Annotated in this window: 11 protein-coding genes; 5 read left to right on the forward strand and 6 right to left on the reverse strand. The window is 63.8% G+C overall.

The features are described 5' to 3' along the window. Nucleotides 1-4: 4 nt before the first annotated feature. The 6 genes from FGE21_RS04395 to FGE21_RS04420 form a co-directional block, all read right to left on the reverse strand. Entirely contained in the window at nt 5-2,044 is a 2,040-nt protein-coding gene (locus FGE21_RS04395; protein WP_139661979.1) for an ABC transporter substrate-binding protein, read from the reverse strand. Between the two features lie 69 nt (nt 2,045-2,113). Continuing rightward, entirely contained in the window at nt 2,114-2,917 is an 804-nt protein-coding gene (locus FGE21_RS04400) for a DeoR/GlpR family DNA-binding transcription regulator (protein ID WP_139661981.1), read from the reverse strand. Nucleotides 2,918-3,139: 222 nt separating this feature from the next. Continuing rightward, the gene (locus tag FGE21_RS04405; protein ID WP_139661983.1) at nt 3,140-4,675 is read right to left on the reverse strand and encodes a sulfatase-like hydrolase/transferase; all 1,536 of its coding nucleotides are present in this window, start codon (nt 4,673-4,675) and stop codon (nt 3,140-3,142) included. A 265-nt stretch (nt 4,676-4,940) separates the two neighbouring features. Then, the gene (locus FGE21_RS04410; protein ID WP_139661985.1) at nt 4,941-6,707 is read right to left on the reverse strand and encodes a methyl-accepting chemotaxis protein; all 1,767 of its coding nucleotides are present in this window, start codon (nt 6,705-6,707) and stop codon (nt 4,941-4,943) included. Nucleotides 6,708-6,977: 270 nt separating this feature from the next. Continuing rightward, nucleotides 6,978-9,191, reverse strand: coding sequence for an NADP-dependent isocitrate dehydrogenase (locus tag FGE21_RS04415; RefSeq protein WP_139661986.1), 2,214 nt, complete (start codon nt 9,189-9,191; stop codon nt 6,978-6,980). Between the two features lie 469 nt (nt 9,192-9,660). Continuing rightward, nucleotides 9,661-10,101: an SH3 domain-containing protein gene (locus FGE21_RS04420; RefSeq protein WP_255731358.1), complete on the reverse strand. Its 441-nt coding sequence runs from the start codon at nt 10,099-10,101 to the stop codon at nt 9,661-9,663. 296 nt (nt 10,102-10,397) lie between these two features. On the opposite strand from FGE21_RS04420, the gene FGE21_RS04425 reads away from it, so the two are divergent. The 5 genes from FGE21_RS04425 to FGE21_RS04445 all read left to right on the forward strand — a co-directional run bounded on the left by FGE21_RS04425 (nt 10,398) and on the right by FGE21_RS04445 (nt 18,497). Next, complete coding sequence (locus FGE21_RS04425) at nt 10,398-11,384, forward strand: D-glycerate dehydrogenase (RefSeq protein WP_139661990.1); 987 nt, start codon at nt 10,398-10,400, stop codon at nt 11,382-11,384. 193 nt (nt 11,385-11,577) lie between these two features. Beyond that, nucleotides 11,578-13,374, forward strand: coding sequence for a gamma-glutamyltransferase (ggt, locus tag FGE21_RS04430; RefSeq protein WP_139661991.1), 1,797 nt, complete (start codon nt 11,578-11,580; stop codon nt 13,372-13,374). A gap of 225 nt (nt 13,375-13,599) precedes the next feature. Further along, nucleotides 13,600-14,997 (forward strand): FAD-binding oxidoreductase, encoded by a 1,398-nt coding sequence (locus FGE21_RS04435; protein ID WP_139661993.1) that lies wholly within the window; start codon nt 13,600-13,602, stop codon nt 14,995-14,997. A 181-nt stretch (nt 14,998-15,178) separates the two neighbouring features. Further along, nucleotides 15,179-15,676 carry a hypothetical protein gene (locus tag FGE21_RS04440; RefSeq protein WP_139661995.1) on the forward strand — a complete coding sequence of 166 codons (498 nt, stop codon included), beginning with the start codon at nt 15,179-15,181 and terminating at the stop codon, nt 15,674-15,676. 310 nt (nt 15,677-15,986) lie between these two features. After that, entirely contained in the window at nt 15,987-18,497 is a 2,511-nt protein-coding gene (locus tag FGE21_RS04445) for an FAD-dependent oxidoreductase (RefSeq protein ID WP_139661997.1), read from the forward strand. Nucleotides 18,498-18,622 lie beyond the last annotated feature (125 nt).

Below are 18,622 nucleotides of genomic sequence, written 5' to 3' on the forward strand. Positions count from 1 at the left end.
AGGCTCAGTCAGCCAGAAACCACTGATGGGCGCGATAGGGATAGCTACGGTAGTATTCGTAGGAGGAGGTCCTGAACTCCGGCACGTTCTTCAGGTCGGCGTCCACATAGACCGGGGCGGGCGCCAGCACGGTGCCGATCAGCAGCAGGTTGCCGGTCATCTTCTCGACCATCTCCACGGCGGCTGCATTGGAGGCGTCAGACCCGGGAACCGAAGACTGGTAGATCGCCAGCGCGTCCATGACCTCGGTCGCCCATTGCGGCGGCTCGATACCGGCGGCGCCATCCGAGCTGATGTATTCAGCCCAGCCCATCGCGGGACGGATGCCGAAGTAGTCGGAATAGGGCGGCACCCAGTTTTGATTGTCCCCCAGAATGGTGCCCGCAGGTTGCCCCATCCCCCAGGACAGAACCTCCAGCTGGTTGGCCGATTGCGCCGAGCGATACTCGTCCGAGGTGACTTCCTTGGCCTGGGTCTCGATGCCGATGTCGGTCCAGTTCCGCGCGATCAGCTCGGCCAGGGAAGCGGCGGTGGACTGGGTGGAGAACTGCCAGTTCAGCACCAGACGCTCGCCATTGGGCAGGTCGCGCATGCCGTCGCCATCCTGGTCCACGACGCCGATTTCATCCAGCAGCGCCCTGGCCTTGTCCGCATCGAACTCGGCGGCATGGGACTGCCATTTGCTGTCGATGAATTCGGGAAGCGGCGAGAAGCCGACATATTGCTGCGGCGTGCCCATGCCGAAATACACCGTCTCGTTCAGCTCGGCGCGATTGATGGCGACGGACATGGCGGTGCGGAAGTTCAGGTCGTTGAAGAGATCCCGTTTGGCGTCGTCCTCATGGGTGACATTGAAGGCCAGCGTGACCATGGAAATCGTCGGCTTGATGTCGATCGTGTAGCCGCCCTTTTCCTGATTCTCCAGCAGCAGCGGCGCGTTGTCCAGCGATACCGCCTGCGTCTTGTAGGAGACCTCGCCGTTGATCATCTTCAGGTTTCGCACTTCGGCGTCGCCAATGTAGGTCTCGTTCAGCTCACTGATATAGGGCAGCTGGTTGCCTGCTGTATCCACCATGAAGAAATAGGGGTTGGCGACGAAATGGCGCCCCTCGGCGGTTTCGTCCACCAGGATATGGCTTTCAAGGGTGGGCGTCGTGGCCTTGGGCAGGCCCGCCAGCTTGTCACCGGCCGTCAGCATCGGCGAGGGTGTGTCGGTCCAGTCGGAGTTGCCGTAATAGGCCTTGATCAGGTCATAGCCGCCTTCATAGCCAAGCGCGCGGGCCTTTTCATCCGCATCCGCAGCAAGGGCGGGGTGGAACTGGCCAAAGAAATGTTTGGGCTGATACGGCTGCACATAGGAGGAGGCAAAGGTCTCCAGCAGGCCGGGCTTGGGGGCCTTCAGGGTGAACTGAACGGTGGTCTCATCCAGCGCCACAACCTCCATCGGTTCGCCACCGGCCAGAGCATAGCCCTTGGCTTCGGCGATGACATTGGTGTCCATCATCAGATTGTCGTACCAGAACACCACATCCGCAGCGGTGAAGGGCATGCCGTCGGACCATTTGTGACCCTTGCGCAGAGACACGGTCAGCTGGGTGAAATCATCGTTCCACTCCCAGGATTTGGCGACGTTCGGCACGATCGTCTGCAGGTCATCGGAGTAGCGCACGAGGTTGACGTGGCGGACCGACAGGAAGTCCGAGGTGCCGCTTTCGGTGGCATTCGACAGCGCCTCGAAGGTGCCGCCGTATTGGCCGATCTCATCGTAGGGCGCGACCACCAGCGGCTCCGCCGGCAGGCGCTCGGCCAGCGCCGGGAGGTCGCCGTTGCCTTTGATCTGCGCGTTCATCTCCGACATCGCCGGGTTGGTCGCAAAGCTCAGTTCGCAGGAGGCAGCCTCCTGAAACGCGGCCAGATCATATTGCTGCGGATAGGCGCCGGCGGCGATGCCCTGCGGATCTGCCACGGTGACGGCCGGGCAGGCTGCAGCGACAAGACCCGGAAGGGCCATCCCGGCTGCACTCATGAGAAGTAGCTTTTTCATAGTTCCTGTTCCTCCAGAACCAATCAGACTGGTTTGGGCGACATCGCCCGGCTTTACAGGCCTACCCCGTTATCGAGCTTCCGCTTCAGTCATTGCCGGGATGGCTGCATGAGTTGTGATCCCCCAGCGGGCCAGCGCATCGGCCAGTGCGGGATCGGGATCTCTTTCGGTGACAAAATCGGTGATCAGCGCCGGCGGGCAGGCCACGAAAGGCGCCCGTTTGTTGAGCTTTGACAGGTCGGCGACCACGATGACCCGCTCGGCCTGTCCGGCAATGGCGCGGGTGAGGTCGGCCTCCAGCGCGTTGCCGGTGACAAAGCCGTGCTGCGGCGACACACCATCTGCACCGACGATCAGCGCGTCATAGGAAAACTGCTGGGCCAGGGCCTCGGCGGTGCGGCCAAAGCTGCCGCGTTCGGCGCGCATCACCTCGCCGCCGGTCAGAAACACCCGGCTGCCGTTGTTGCCCGCCAGCGACGCAATCGCGGGGATCGAATTGGTGACAACCGTCAGGCCACTGAGGCGGCGCAGTTGTTCCGCAACATAGGTGGTGGTGGAGCCGACATTGAGAAAAACCGTCATCTTGTCGGCGATCAGAGCCGCAGCCTTGCGCGCGATGTCTGATTTTGCGGTGGCGTTTTTCTCCAGCGCGCTGGAGTAGATCGGCGCGTCCTGCGGGTGGCTCAGATAGGTGCCGCCATGCACCCGTTCGACCTTGCCCGCCTGCGCCAGCGTGCGCACGAGGCGGCGCACGGTCTCCTCCGACACCCCGAGGGCATGGGCGATCTGGGCATTGCGTGCGGATCCGCCAAAACGCGCCAGCACCTCGAGGACCTCATGGCCGCGATGCGGAATCTTGTCGCTGTCGTCCATGGGGCGCGGCCTTTGTGCGATTCTACCTGCCCCACAAAAGTGCACGAGGACGTGACAGTTTTGTGTATTATTTTTCGGCTGATGACCGTTTTCGACCGTATCCCGCCCAAAATCCAAGCGTGAGCCTATCGAAATTGCCAGTTATCTATCTGGAAACAAACAGCATTCTAAATTTTCATCAAACCCACAAATAAACACAATCCCGCAGGGCAGGGCGCGTGCTCAGCGATGGCGGCGCGCCTGTTTCGGCCCCTCTGGCGTCACTGCATCGAGGGACAGCAGGTGATTCATATTGCCCATCCGGTGCCGCAGCATAGCCTGCATCATCCGGTTCAGATCACCCGCGCGGGCGGGGTCGCCGGCCACATTCTCCATCTCTCCGGCGCCCTCATGATCGAACAGGACCGGTGGCAGGTCGCTGGCAAAGACGACCAGCGTGAAGCGGGCATCGCGGAGGATCGCGAGGTTGCTGTCGCTGGCGCCACTGCCAAGCGCATGCTGCCAGGGGGTCGGCGCGACCGGGTCGCCATAGTCGAGTTCCGAAAAGCTGTAGCGCCGCCAGTCGGCCGGGGTCTCGCCGCGCAACAACGGCATCAGCGAGCGTCCATCGACGGCATTGGGCACCGGTTGTTCGTTGAAGTCGAGGATCGTGGGCATCAGGTCGACCGATTCCGTCGGCTCAAGGCGCACCAGCCCGGCCTGCGCCCCGTTCCCCGGCAGGCGAATGCTGAGAGGGGTGTGGTAGGCCGCGTCGTAGAAGGTCTGCTTGCCCCACATGTGGTGATCGCCGAGCATTTCGCCGTGATCGGCGGTCATCACCACCAGCGTGTTCTCATACTGGCCGCTTTGTTTCAGATAGGCGATCAGGCGGCCAAAGTGGTGATCCACTTCGGTCGCGAGGCCAAGGTAGACCGAGCGCAGCTCCTGCACGGTGGCGGCATCGGCCTCTGTCGCGTCCTGACCGACGACCATGTCGCGGGCCCGTGTCGCGGCCATTGCGGGACCGCAGAACGGATGAAGGGCGGCCTCTGCCGCGCGGGTGGGCTGCGCTTCCGGGGCGGGCAGATTGGCCGGATTATACATGTCGTTGTAGGGCGCAGGCGCGACCAGCGGCGGATGGGGGCGGATATAGGTCACATGGGCGCACCAGCTCTGCCCCTCCAGCGCCGGCAGATGATCCAGAACCCGATCGGTCAGGAATGCCGTATCGCTGTCCTCCGCCCGGTAGAGCGCGGGGTCGCGGGGGCGCGGGGCGCGATCCCGGGGCGGGACCGGCCGGTACAGATCGGCATAGTCGGAAAAGGCATAGCCACGGGATTTCAGGTGGGCGCGCCAGGGGTAGGATTCTTCGAACCGCATTTCCAGGGCCTCGGAAAAACCGTCCATGGGATGCTCATAGCTGTGCATCGCCGGGTCGCCGCTTGGGAATTGGCGCGGGTCCTGCGTGGTGTCCGTGTAGCCGAACAACAGCGGCGTCAGCCCGGTTTTGCGCAGTTCGCGCGCAAGGTTGGGAGTGTCATGGCGCAGGGGCGTGCCATTGCGGACGCTGCGGTGGTTCATCGCATATTGCCCGGTCAGAATAGAGGTCCGCGACGGGCCACAGGGGGTCACGACCGACATATGGCGATCAAAGGAGACGGCCTCCTTGCGGAACTGGCGGATATTGGGCAGGGCGACGCTCTGCGCCAGCGCGCCGGACACGCAATCCGCGCGCAGTTGATCAAAGATCACGAACAGGATGTTTCGCGGAGTGTGCATTCGGTATCCTCTTGTGCCGGGCGCCGCGTGACAGTCCGTGATCATGCTGTGGTCATGGTGTGGAATGCAAACGGCCTGCTGGGATTTGCGGAACTTTTCCGTCGGGCGTCAAGCAGGCGGAGCGCGGAAAACGACAGGCCACGCCAGCGAGGCCAGCGCCGATCCGCCTGCTCTTCTCTGATTGTCCGGTTGCCCCGATCGCAGCCGGCCGCGCGCATAGGGGCGGCGGCCGGGACGGTGTGGATATGATCAGCGCTGCCCCGGTTCAGGACGCGCGCCGGGTCGTGCCGGTGTCGCCGCTGTCCAATTGGAACTGACGGGCGTTGCGGGCCAGGACGCCCGCTTCGTTGCGCAGGCGCTGGGTGGTTGCCGAGGTTTCCTCGAACATCGCTGCGTTCTGCTGCGTCACCTGATCCAGCTGATCCGCCGCGGAGGTGATTTCAGACAGGCCGGTGGATTGTTCGCGCGCGGCTTCGGCCAGGGCTGTCACGGTATCGCTGATGGCCGCGATATGTCCGTTGATTTCGTCCAATGCAGTGCCGGAATCCCGGGCCAGGGCCACGCCGGTCTCTACTTCGCGACTGGCATTGGTGATCAGCTCGGCAATCTCGCGCGCCGCGTCCGAGGATTTCCCGGCCAACGCGCGGACTTCGCCTGCGACCACGGCAAAGCCGCGCCCCGCCTCGCCCGCACGTGCCGCCTCCACCCCGGCATTCAGCGCCAGCAGGCTGGTCTGGAACGCGATATCATCGATCAGCGTGGTGATGCTGGAAATCTTCTGAGAGCTCTCTTCGATCTCCATCATTGCAGCAATGGTGCGTTTGACCACCTGCGCGCCGTGTTCGGTGTGCTCGCTGGCCTGTTTCACCCGCTCCGAGGCTGCGTGGCTTTCGTCGGCCGAAGTTTTGACCGACGCCGAGAGTTCCGTCAGGGCCGCCGAGGTTTGCTCCAGCGACGCGGCCTGGGTTTCGGTGCGCATGCCCAATTCGCGGGAGGCCTCATCCAATGCGCTGCTTTCGCGTTCGATCTGACCGACTCCCGAAATCAGCCTGCGCATCAGCCCGGCGATCTCGGTCACGGTGGCGTTGAAGTCCTCGCTGATCTGGCGGAACTCCTCCGGCATGTCGTCGTCGACCCGCACGGTGAGGTCGCCGCCCGCGAAATCGGCCAGACGCTGGCTGAGGATGGCAACCACGCGCTGGCGCTCCTCGTCCTTGACCCGGGCCTCCTGCTCCATTGCGGCCTGCAATTGAAGCCCGTCGCGAAAATTCGCGACAGCCAGCGCCATGCGTCCGACTTCGCTGCGGTCTTTCAGGCTGGGGACCTCGCTGTCGAGGTCGCCCTCGGACATGCGTGTCATCCGGGCCTGCAGCGCGTTCAGCGGCGGCAGGGTGTTGTGGATGATCAACGTCGAGGCAAGCAGCATCAGGACGACTCCGAGGCCCAGGCCGATGGCGGCAGCGAGACGCAGGGTGCCAAGGGCGTCTTCGATATCATCCACATAGGACCCGGTGCCCACGACCCAACCCCATGGTTCGTGATACAGCGCATAGCCGATCTTGGGCTCGATGGCTTCGGTCTTTGGGTTGTCAAAGTAGTAGGTGATGCGGGAAAAACCGGTCTCGGTGATGCCGTTCAGGAACTCCCGGAAGATTTTGATGCCGGTGACATCCTCGACGTCGATTTGATTTTCGCCGATCCACTCCGGTTTGAACGGATGCGCCCGCATGGTGCCATCGAGTTCAAAGGCAAACATGTATCCGCTGCCCGAGAACCGGATAACCTCGAGCAGGCGGCGCCCTTCGGCCTGAGCAGCTGCCAGCGTCAGCTCACCCGCTTCGACACGGGCGTTCAGATCATCCAGCAGGCTGAGCGATGTGTCGGCGATCTTGTGCATTTCTTCGTCGCGCTGCTTGTAGGCTTGCGTCGTCGCACTGTTCAACATGTAGACGGTAAGAGAGGATGCCGTGATCAGAGCCAACGCGACTATGGCGTAAAATCTGATGGACAATCCGTAGAAGGCGGCTGGCATGACGGTTTTCCCCCTGGGTTTGCAGCTGCCATAGTGTTTCTCTCAAATATGCTAACGGTCGCTTTACGGCGGGTTTTTACGGGGATGTGACGTTGGGTCCCAAAGGTGGGGCGGAAAATGATCCGGTTTTCTTGAACAGTGCATTTGGTCAGGAGGGCAGGCGGATTTCTCCCTGTGTTGTTCGCCCTGTGTCTTGTGCGAAAAAGAAACAAAAAACGCCCGGCGGAACCGGGCGCTTTTCTGACGTTCAATCGGGTGTGACCGGAGGCGTCAGCCGATGATCCCGTTGAGGGTCGCAGAGGGCCGCATCACTGCGGCCTTTTTTTCAACCGACGGGTGGTAGTAGCCGCCGATATCGACCGCTTTGCCCTGCGCCGCCGCCAGTTCCGACAGGATGGCAGCTTCGCCAGAGGCCAGAGCCGCGGCAATCGGCGCAAAATGCGCCGCCAGTTCCGCGTCGTCGCTTTGGGCGGCGAGCGCTTCGGCCCAGTAGCGGGCGAACCAGTAGTGGCTGTCGCGGTTGTCCGGCTCGCCGACCTTGCGCGAAGGCGATTTGTTGTTGTCGAGGATGCCTTGGGTGGCGATTTCGGCCGCAGCACCCAGCACGCCCGCCTTGGCGTTGCCTTTGACATCCGCGAGGAAATTCAGGCTCTCGCCGAGAGCGCAGAATTCGCCCATGGAATCCCAACGCAGGTGGTTTTCTTCGACCAACTGCTGCACGTGCTTGGGCGCGGAGCCACCGGCACCGGTTTCAAACAGGCCGCCGCCGTTCATCAGTTTCACGATCGACAGCATCTTGGCCGAGGTGCCCAGTTCGAGGATCGGGAACAGGTCGGTCAGATAGTCGCGCAGCACATTGCCGGTGATGGCGATACTGTCCTTGCCTGCGGTGATCGTCTCGAGGCTCTGACGGGTCGCTTCGCGCGGCGCCATGATCAGGAATTTGTCAGCGACACCAGCGGCTTCCAGCGCCGGTTTCACGTATTTGATCAGCTCGGCATCATGGGCGCGGTTCGCGTCCAGCCAGAAGATCGCCTCGGAGCCGGTCAGGCGCTGACGGTCAAGAGCCAGTTGGATCCAGTTCTCGATCGGGGCCTTTTTGACGGTGCAGGCGCGCCAGATATCACCGGCCTCGACCTCGTGGGAGTGCAATGTCTCGCCATTGGCCAGAACGATGCGGATGGTGCCGTCGGCAGGGGCCTCGAAGGTGGTCGGGTGCGAGCCGTATTCTTCCGCCTTCTGGGCCATCAGGCCAACGTTGGCGACAGAGCCCGCGGTGGTCACATCCAGCGCGCCATTGGCTTTGAAGAAGTTGATGCTCTCGTCATAGACGGTGGCGTAGCAGTTGTCGGGGATGACGCAGTTCACGTCCCCTTTGTTGCCTTTGGAATCCCAGCCCTTGCCGCCGGCGCGGATCACCGCAGGCATGGAGGCGTCGATGATCACATCCGAGGGCACATGCAGGTTGGTGATGCCCTTGTCGCTGTCGACCATATACATTTCCGGGCGCTCGGCAGCGACCGCATCGATGGCCGCAAGGATCTCGGGCGAGTCCTTCACGCGCTCCAGCAGGTCGCCCATGCCGGAATTCGCGCTCACGCCCAAAGCTTTGAGTTCACTCCCGTATTTCTCAAAGACCGGCTTCAGCCAGGCCCGGACGGCATAGCCGAAAATGATCGGGTCAGAGACCTTCATCATCGTGGCCTTCATGTGGATCGAGAACATGGTGCCGTCGGATTTGGTGTCCTCGATCGCGGCCTCAAGGAAGGCCGAGAGCGCCTTGACCGACAGGAAGGTCGCGTCGGTGACGGTGCCCTCGGTCAGGGGCCAGCCCTCTTTCAGCACGGTGACCGCGCCGTCTTTGCCGGTGAATTCGATCTTGGCATCCCCGGCCTGTGCAGCGGTCAGTGTCGCGGATTTCTCGTTGGCGTAGAAATCGTTGCCCGGCATGCTGGAGACTTTGGTCTTGCTGTCGGCCGCCCATTTGCCCATCGAATGCGGATTGTTCTGCGCATAGTTCTTCACCGCTTTGGCGGCGCGGCGGTCGGAGTTGCCTTCGCGCAGGACCGGGTTCACCGCAGAGCCCTTGATCGTGTCGTAGCGCGCGCGGATTTCCTTTTCCGCATCCGTGGCCGGGGCTTCGGGGTAGTCGGGCAGAGCGTATCCCTGACCCTGCAGCTCGGTCACTGCGGCCACCAGCTGCGGCACCGATGCGGAGACGTTCGGCAGTTTGATCACATTGGCGTCCGGGGTCTTCACCAATTCGCCCAATGCCGCCAGATCGTCGCTTTGGCGCTGGTCTTCTGTCAGGGCCTCGGGGAAGGTCGCAATGATACGGGCCGCCAGAGAAATGTCCTTGGTGCCGACGGAGACGCCTGCGGCCTCGGCGAATTTGCGAATGATCGGCAGGAAGGATGCCGAGGCCAGCTCGGGCGCTTCGTCTACGATGGTATACAAAATGTCCGGCGTTGAATGTTCTGCCATGTTTCACAACCTTTCTGCGAATACGGAAGTTGGTGTTTCGTCGTGTCTGCGGCGTCGTTTCTGCGGCATGGGCTGCTGCGTCATCCGATCACCGGTCCGGGAGAGCAGGAGAGCCTTGAACCCGGATCTGTGTGATGCTTACACGCTTCTCCTAGACCACCGGATTGCGCAAGGCAATTGTCTCGGTCGGTTTTCCACAGGCAGACGCGGCAAGTTTTTTAGGATTTGACTATCCTTGAGCGGATTTCCTCCGCTTCGTCGAGTGCCAAAGGCGCGCATAGGAAAGCGGAAGGGGAAGTGGGCTGGAGGCCGGGGCGAAGGGACGCGCGCGGAACGCCGGGACGCTGCAGGCGGCCACAGCGGCCCGCGGGCCTGCGTGTCAGGCTATAGACTGTGGCGGCCTCTGAGTGGCCCTGGTACCGTGCTGGCGCCGTGCTGGCCCCGTTCTTTCCCTGTGCTGGGCGTGGTGTCATTCGCGCAGCTCGTCCGGCGCCACCCCCCAGAGCTTTGCCTTGGGTGCCCAGCCGTGGTGACCGCCGGCGGTGACCTCGCACCAGTTGATCTCACAGGCGCCCAATTGCGCGACCACGCCCAGCTCAAAGGCTGCCATCACCGGGGCAGTCTCTTCCGGGCGGGAGCGGACGCGCAGCATGTCCTCTTCGATCAGCACGGTGCGAATGCCGCTCAGCAGCGCATAGTGCACCCAGCCACCTGCGCCATCGCGGTCCCGGACCCGGCGCCAATGGCCATATTCTGCGGTGATTTCCAAGGGCATCCCGCGTCGCTTGAACACCCAGTCGATCCGGTGCGTGAGCGAAGGGCCACGGCGGACGTTGCCTTCGGAGGCCTTCATCGAGACAAACCGGGGCAGTGGCAGATTGGTCACCGGACCGCGTTTTTGCTCCGGCATCTCCTGCGCCGCCGCCCCGGCCCCCGGATACACCGCGAGACTCAGCAGCAGCAGCGCGGTGGCTGCGACAGCGCGCGAGATACCGCAGGTGCGGCGGGGGGAACCTGTTCTTTTTTGCACGGCCTGTCTGCTCATTTTTGTCACGGACACCTTGTTTTTATGACTTCGACGCCCTCTGATCCTGAAGATCCCAATACCGCATCGGCTGCCGGGGTGGAAGGGTGCTTGTGCCCGCAATTATCTTGCGACACGATGCCATGGAACGGATAGATTTGCATAGCCGAGGGAGTAGGCAAGTGCCCAGAGACCGCCTGAGTGTTGTTGTTACGCGACGGTTGCCGGAGCCGGTGGAAACCCGCCTCAGCGAGTTGTTTGACGTGCGTCTGCGCATCGATGACACACCGATGACCCGCGCCGAGCTCGCCGCCGCCATGAAGGACGCCGATGTGCTGGTGCCCACGGTCACCGACACGATCGACGCGGCGCTGCTTGGCCAGGCCGGCGAGCAGTTGCGGCTGATCGCCAATTATGGCGCGGGGGTGGACAATATCGACGTGGCCACCGCCCGTCAGCGCGGCATTCTGGTGTCGAACACGCCCGGCGTTCTGACCGATGACACGGCGGATATGACCATGGCGCTGATCATGGCCGTAGTGCGCCGCATCCCCGAAGGTCTGGCCGTCATGCAAAAAGGCGAGTGGGACGGCTGGGCGCCCACGGCCCTGCTGGGGGGGCGTCTGGCGGGACGGCGGCTTGGTATTCTCGGCATGGGCCGTATCGGTCAGGCCGTGGCCCGGCGGGCGCGCGCCTTTGGCATGCAGGTCCATTACAACAACCGCCGTCGCCTGCGGCCCGAGGTCGAAGAGGCGCTGGAGGCCACCTGGTGGGAGAGTCTCGATCAGATGGTGGCGCGGATGGATGTGATCTCGGTGCATTGCCCCTCGACGCCCTCGACCTTCCATTTGATGAATGCCCGTCGGCTCAAGCTGTTGAAACCCGAGGCGGTGATCGTCAATACCTCCCGCGGCGAAGTGATCGACGAGAACGCCCTGACGCGCGGGCTGCGGGCCGGGGAAATCGCCGGGGCCGGGCTTGATGTCTATGAGCATGGCACCACCATCAACCCGCGCCTGCGTGAATTGGCCAATGTGGTGCTGCTGCCCCATATGGGCTCCGCAACGCTGGAGGGGCGGATCGAGATGGGCGAGAAAGTGTTGTTGAATATCAAGACGTTCGAAGACGGGCACCGGCCGCCGGATCAGGTGGTGCCCTCGATGCTCTAGGGGCTCGGGATCGCTCCGCTGGCCGGTCAGGAAGGCATCTGGACAGGCCAGCATTCGGTCAGGCCAGCATTGATCGGGCCAGCATTCGGTCGGGCGGGGGCTCGGCTGGCAGGCCGGTGTGGTGACAAACAGGCTGGCGGGCAGCGGCGGTGGAGCCGCGCTGTGGACAGACCGGTCAGATAGGGAGGATAACATGAGATCATTTCTGTGGGGCGGGGCTGCCCTTGTGGCCCTTGCCAGTCTGGGCGGCACAGCGGGTGCGCAACAGGTTGCCGATGCGGTGGCGCCGGAAACCGGGATCGCGCCGGCAGGCCTTGCCCTGTCCGGGGCGGCTGCTGCGGCGATGGCGGCCCGGGATCAGGGCATTCCGGTCGAGGCCGAGGACTGGATGGTTGCCGCCGCCAACCCTCTCGCCGTCGAGGCGGGCGCGCGGGTGTTGCGCGCCGGAGGCTCCGCAGCCGATGCGATGATCGCGGTGCAGACGGTGCTCGGTCTGGTGGAGCCGCAATCCTCCGGCCTCGGCGGTGGCGCCTTTCTGGTCTATTACGAGGCCGCGACCGGTGCGCTGACGACGCTGGACGGCAGGGAGACCGCGCCGCTGGCGGCGACCCCACGGCTGTTTCAGGACGAGGAGGGCGCACCTCTGGGGTTCTTTGATGCGGTGGTCGGCGGCCTGTCTGTCGGCACCCCCGGCACCCCGGCGCTGCTGGAGGCGGCCCATCGCAAATGGGGGCGCGCGAATTGGGGTACGCTGTTCACCGATGCGATCACTCTGGCCGAGACCGGGTTTGCGGTGTCGCCCCGGATGGCGGGATCCATCGCCAATGACGCCGAGCGTCTGGGGCGGTTCCCGGCCACGGCGGCCTATTTCCTGCCGGAGGGTCAGCCCCTTGAGCCGGGCGATGTGATCACCAACGCAGCCTATGCCAAGGTGCTGCGCGCCATGGTGGAGGAGGGGGCGGACGCGGTCTATTCCGGACCCATCGCCGCCGATATCGTGCGCACGGTGCAATCGGCGCCGGGCAATCCCGGGGTTCTGTCGGCGATGGATCTGGCGCTCTATCAGGTCAAGGAGCGGCCGGCGGTCTGCGCCAGCTACCGTGACTTCGAGGCCTGCGGCATGGGGCCGCCCTCCTCGGGTGCGCTCACCGTGGGGCAGATTCTCGGCATGTTGGGTTCCTATGATCTGGCGGCTCTGGGGGCGGACAATCCGGCCAGCTGGCGGCTGATCGGTGACGCCTCGCGGCTCGCCTTTGCGGACCGGGGGCGCTATATGGCCGACAGCGACTATGTGCCGGTGCCCACCGCCGGTCTGGTCGATGCGGAATATCTGGCGGCGCGCGCCGAACTGCTGCGGGGCGATGGGGCACTCGAAGCGGTCGCCCCGGGCACTCCGACCTTTGATCATGCGCTGATCCAGGCGGATGATGAGAGCATTGAATTCCCCTCCACCTCCCACATCTCCATCGTTGACCGCTACGGGGATGTGCTGTCGATGACCACCACGATCGAGAACGGCTTTGGCTCGCGGCTGATGACCAACGGCTTCCTGCTGAACAATGAGCTGACGGATTTCTCGTTTCGCAGCCATGCGGACGGCGTGCCGATCGCCAACCGGCTGGAGCCCGGGAAGCGGCCGCGGTCGTCGATGTCTCCGACCATTGTCATGCAGGACGGAGCGCCGGTGCTCGCTATCGGCTCGCCGGGGGGGAGCCGGATCATCGGCTATGTGGCGACGGCCATTGTTGCCTGGGCGGATTGGGGGATGAACGTGCAGGCGGCGCTGTCGCTGCCCCATGCGGTGAACCGGTTCGGCACCTACGATCTTGAGGCGGGGACCGAGGCCGAAGCGCTCGCCGAGGACCTCAGTGCGATGGGCTATGAGGTGAATGTGCGGGATCTCAATTCCGGGCTGCACGCGATAGAGATCGGTGAGACCCTGAAAGGGGGCGCGGATCCGCGCCGCGAGGGTATCGCGCTCGGCGAGTGACCCGAAGGCGACGCGGTGCGAGGGGGCGACACCCATCCGCCGGGCGTCTGACCGAGGTTGCCGGCTGACAGCGTCTGGGATGTTGGTTTGCCGGTCTTGCTGTGCCGGTCTCGGTCTGGCGGTCTTGCGATTCGGGCAGCCGGGGCCTAGGGTGCGGCGCACTCAGCCGTTAACAAGGCAAATGATTTGCCTGCCCCCGGCGTGTATCATGGGAGAGAGACAACTATGGTTCAGGCAACAACCATGCCTCGCAACGAAACTGGAATCACAGCAGCCGTTGCGCGGCTGGCCGAGCAGTTCGCAGATCGGCTACAGACCGGGCAGTCCCTGCGTGAGCAACATGGTCATACCACCACCTGGATCGAGACACAGGCGCCCGACGCGGTTGTCTTTCCCACCTCCACCGAGGAGGTGGCCGATATCGTCAAGATCTGCGCGGAGTTCGGGGTGCCGGTCATTCCTTTCGGCACCGGGACCTCGCTTGAGGGGCATGTGAACGCGCCCGCAGGTGGCATCTGCGTCGACATGATGCGGATGGACGCCATTCTGGAGCTGCATCAGGAGGACCTGGACGTGGTGGTGCAGCCGGGCGTGACGCGCGAGCAGCTCAACACCTATCTGCGCGATCAGGGGCTGTTCTTTCCCATTGACCCTGGCGCCAACGCATCGCTCGGCGGCATGGTGGCGACTCGCGCCTCGGGGACCAATGCGGTCCGCTATGGCACCATGAAGGATGCGGTCCTGAGCCTTGAGGCGGTGATGGCCGATGGCACCGTGATCCGCACCGCATCGCGGGCCAAGAAATCCTCGGCGGGCTATGACATGACCCGGCTCTTGGTGGGGTCCGAAGGCACGCTGGGGCTGATCACCGAAATCACCCTGCGGCTGCAGGGCATCCCGGAGGCGATCCGCTCGGCCCGCTGCTCTTTCCGCAGCGTCGACGAGGCCTGTCGCGCAGTGATGATGACCATTCAATACGGCATTCCGGTCGCCCGGATCGAACTGCTGGACGAATTGAGCGTGCGCGCGGCCAATCAGCATTCCGGCCTGGAGCTGCCCGAGGTGCCGCTGCTGCTGCTGGAGTTCCACGGCTCCGAGGCTGCTGTGGTGGAACAGGCGGAAACCTTCGCGCAGATCGCCGAGGAATTCGGCGGCTTCGACATTGCGGCGACCTCCACGGCCGAGGAACGCAACAAGCTCTGGCAGGCGCGCCACGATATGTACTGGGCTTGCCTTGGGTTGCGGCCGGGGGCCAAGGGGATCTCGACCGATGTCTGCGTGCCGATCTCCCGGCTGGCGGAGTGTGTGTCGGCCGCCCGCGCCCGGGCCGAAGAGATGGGCCTGATGGCACCGGTGGTCGGACATGTGGGGGACGGCAACTTCCACGCGCTGCTGCTGATCGACATGGACAGCCACGAGGAACGCGCCAAGGCAGACGAATTCATCGGCTGGCTCAACGATCTGGCGATCTCGATGGAGGGCACCTGCACCGGCGAACACGGCATAGGGCAGGGCAAGCGACCCTATCTGCAGCGGGAATTGGGCGAGACCACACGGTTCATGGCTGCGGTCAAGGCGGCGCTGGACCCGGACAATATCCTCAACCCCGGCAAGATCCTGTAGCGGAGCCCGGGCCGCCCGCGCTCGTCTTCCAGCCCGCCCGTCCTCCCACCCCCCCCGTCCTCGCTCCCGCGCCGCCCCCTGCCCGGAGCTTGCCGCCGCAGGGTCATAGTTCTGCCCGATGGGCTGCGCAGCCTCGGCCGGTGCGATGGCGCAACGATGGCAAAAGGAGCCGGGCGGGCAGATGTTCTTGATAAGGCGGTTTCTGGGGCTGATCCGGCTCTATAGTTTTGTGTTGGTCTGTGGCGCCCTTGTGATCGGTGTCGACTATGACATGCAGGCTCGGGAAGCTGGCGCAGCCCTGCGTGATTACACACCGCAAGCCTATCTCGGCACCGTCCAGCGCAGGCTGCGCGGACAGGACCGGCTTCTGGTGGTGCCGGAGGCCGGGGGCGGCCTGCAGGTGACGGTGCCCGCGCCTGAGATGACCACCCCTCTGGATCTGGCGCTGGTGGCCGCGCGGGGGCTGGCGGCGGCCCGGGCCAGCCTGCTGGGATTGCCTCCCGGGGATCAGGACATCGTGGCGTTGCAAGATCCTGCCGCGACTGGATCTGCCCCCTTTGGTGCTGCGTCTGGCCGCGCAGACGCGGGTCCGGCCGGTGCGGCGGCGAATGCGATGGCAGATGAAAGCGCGCCACGCCAGACGCCCTGCGTCCGCCGCAACAACGTGCTGAGTTGCTGAGCAGCCTCGGCATCGACGCCCGGCCTTTTGAAGCCTGAGCCCCCCCCCCCCCGGAAACGCCCTGGAATGCGCTGGAAACGCCGTGGAAACGCCCTGGGAACGTACGGGGAAGGGGCTGGAAGCGCACTGGAAACGGGGCTGAAACACGCCCGAGCTACTCTGAAAACAGCCTGAAAACGCTCCGGAAACCTGACGAAACCCGCCGCGAAGTCGGTTTTGTCATTTTTTGGGTCGGCCTGCTTTCGCGTCTTGTCGCAGTCTCGGTCATAACCAATTCAAACGTGAATCAGTGATCTCGGAGAGCGGGCTTATGAAAACCCAAGTCAAAGCGTTGATCGTCGGTGGCGGTGCCATCGGAACTTCGATCGCATATCATCTGGCCAAAGCCGGTTGGGACGACGTTATGCTGATTGAGCGTGACGAGCTGACCTCCGGGTCCACCTGGCATGCGGCCGGCCTGCTGCCGCTCTTCAACATGTCCTATGCGACCACCCATATCCACAAATACTCGGTGGATTTCTACAAGACGCTGGAGGCGGAAACCGGCCTCAACGCGGGCTTTGCGGTGGTGGGCAACCTGCGGATGGCGCAGACCGACGCGCGCATGGACGAATATATGCTCTATGCCTCGACGGCGGAAACCTGTGGCGTGCCCTATCAGTGGCTGACCCCGGACGAGATCAAGGCGCGCTGGCCGCTGATCAATACCTCCGACCTCAAGGGGGCGCTCTATCACCACACGGATGGCTATATCAATCCCGCCGATGTGACCCAGGCCATGGCCAAGGGCGCCCGTCAGCACGGCGCGGTGATCGAACGCAAATGGCAGGCGGACGGGTTCCACTGGACCGGCACCCATTGGGAGGTCACCTGCACCAAGATGGTGGAAAAGGGCGGCAACCTCGTGGCCTCGGACGAGCAGATCGTGATCACCGCCGAACATGTGGTCACCGCCTCCGGCAACCACGCGCAGCGCACGGCCCGGATGCTCGGCATCAAGATGCCCGCGATCCCGGTCGAGCATCAGTTCATCGTCACCGATGTGGACCCGGCGTTGCAGCAGTACCGCGACGAAGGCAAACCCGAGCATCCGGTGATCCGCGACGCGGATTCGCAGTCCTATGTGCGCGAGGAACGCGGTGGCTGGATTCTCGGTGTCTACGAGAAAAACGCGCCAGCCTGCTTTGAATATGGCGTGCCCGACAGCTTCCGCGCCGACCTGTTCCCCCTCGATCTGGAGCGGATCGAGGAGCAATATATGGCCATGATCCACCGGATGCCTTCCTGCGAGGAGAGCGGACTGAAGGACGATTTCAACGGCCCGATCTGCTACACGCCCGACGGCAACCCGCTGGTCGGCCCGGCGCCGGGGCTGCGCAACATGTGGCTGGCCGAAGGGTTTTCCTTCGGGATCACGGCCGCAGGCGGCACCGGCTATTATCTGGCGCAGATGATGGTCGAAGGCGAAGCCGAGATCGACATGGCCTCGCTCGATCCGAAGCGCTATTCCTCCAGCTGGATGACCACGGAATTCGCGGCGCGCAAGAACGAAGAATGCTACGATCACGTCTATGTCCTGCACCACCCGGACGAAGAACGCCCGGCGGCCCGGCCGCTGCGGACCTCGCCCGCGTTTGACCGTCAGGCGGCGCGTGGGGCGCAATTCGGCTGGGTCAACGGCTGGGAACGTCCGAACTACTACGGGCCTGTTGATGCGCCGGAACACTTTGACCATGACGCGCGCTCTTTCCGCCGTGGCGGCTGGTGGAAATACGCCGTCGAAGAGGCCCGCGCGATCCGCGAGGGCGTCGGGCTGGTGGATGCCACCGCCTTCACCAAACATATCGTCAAAGGCGCAGGCGCCACGGCATTCCTCGATTGGTTCACCTGCAACAAGCTGCCCCGGGTGGGTCGGATCAACCTGACCTATGCGCTGACGGCGCATGGCACCACCCGCACCGAATATACCATCGTGCGCCTGAAGGAGGACGAATACTACCTCGTCTCGGCCGGCGCCTGGAGCGAATATGACGCCGACTACCTGAAAAAGGCGATCGAGGACAAAGAGGCCGAGTTCGGCCGGATCGAGCTGCAGGACGTGACCACCCAATGGGGCGTTTTTGCCATTGCGGGTCCAAAATCGCGCGATGTTCTGAAAGAGGTGATCAAGGACGCCGACCCCGAGACCGCACTGTCGAACAAACGCTTCCCGTGGCTGTCGGCGCGCCAGATCGAACTCGGCATGTGTCCGGTCAACGCGATCCGCGTCGCCTATACGGGCGAGCTGGGCTGGGAATTGCATCACCCGATGGAAATGCAGAACTACCTCTTTGATCTGCTGGAAAAAGCGGGCGAGAAACACGGTATGAAGCTGGTCGGTGCCCGCGCCCAGAACTGGCTGCGGCAGGAGAAATCCTATCGCGCCTTCGGCAATGAGCTGGGCCGCGATGCCACCCCGCTGGAGGCCGACCTGCCGCGGTTCGTCGATCTCAGCAAGGAGTTCCACGGCAAGGCCAAACTTGAGGAAACCGGCCTGCGCGTCAAATGCTGCACGGTGCTGATCGACGGGCCGGAGGATGCCGATCCCTGGGGCCGCGAGGCGCTCTATACTGCGGACGGCGAGACCCGGATCGGTCGCCTGACCTCGGGCGGCTATTCGGTGGCCTTCGGAAAATCGATCGGCATGGGCTATGTCACGCCCGAACATGCCGTCGAGGGCACCAAGCTCCGGGTGCGGATCCAGAACAAGCTGTGGGATGCGGTCGTGACCTGCGACAGCCCCTATGATCCGAAGAACGAAGCGATCCGCAAGGACGGCTGACGGCGCGCGCGCGCCGGATGGTTCTGCCGGTCGATAAAGTGACGTTTCGTCACAGCCCTGAGATGCATCCCGGATCACCCGGGGTGCATTTTTTTGTTGGCCGTGGCGCGGCGATACATAATAAT

The organism is Phaeobacter sp. B1627 (genome assembly GCF_006265095.1).
Lineage (GTDB): Bacteria > Pseudomonadota > Alphaproteobacteria > Rhodobacterales > Rhodobacteraceae > Epibacterium.

Excerpts from the sequence above, each read along its gene's own strand:
- FGE21_RS04395 (WP_139661979.1), bottom strand. The coding sequence starts at position 2,044 with ATGAAAAAGCTACTTCTCATGAGTGCAGCCGGGATGGCCCTTCCGGGT.
- FGE21_RS04400 (WP_139661981.1), bottom strand. The coding sequence starts at position 2,917 with ATGGACGACAGCGACAAGATTCCGCATCGCGGCCATGAGGTCCTCGAG.
- FGE21_RS04405 (WP_139661983.1), bottom strand. The coding sequence starts at position 4,675 with ATGCACACTCCGCGAAACATCCTGTTCGTGATCTTTGATCAACTGCGC.
- FGE21_RS04410 (WP_139661985.1), bottom strand. The coding sequence starts at position 6,707 with ATGCCAGCCGCCTTCTACGGATTGTCCATCAGATTTTACGCCATAGTC.
- FGE21_RS04415 (WP_139661986.1), bottom strand. The coding sequence starts at position 9,191 with ATGGCAGAACATTCAACGCCGGACATTTTGTATACCATCGTAGACGAA.
- FGE21_RS04420 (WP_255731358.1), bottom strand. The coding sequence starts at position 10,101 with ATGCCGGAGCAAAAACGCGGTCCGGTGACCAATCTGCCACTGCCCCGG.
- ggt (WP_139661991.1), top strand. The coding sequence starts at position 11,578 with ATGAGATCATTTCTGTGGGGCGGGGCTGCCCTTGTGGCCCTTGCCAGT.
- FGE21_RS04435 (WP_139661993.1), top strand. The coding sequence starts at position 13,600 with ATGGTTCAGGCAACAACCATGCCTCGCAACGAAACTGGAATCACAGCA.
- FGE21_RS04440 (WP_139661995.1), top strand. The coding sequence starts at position 15,179 with ATGTTCTTGATAAGGCGGTTTCTGGGGCTGATCCGGCTCTATAGTTTT.
- FGE21_RS04445 (WP_139661997.1), top strand. The coding sequence starts at position 15,987 with ATGAAAACCCAAGTCAAAGCGTTGATCGTCGGTGGCGGTGCCATCGGA.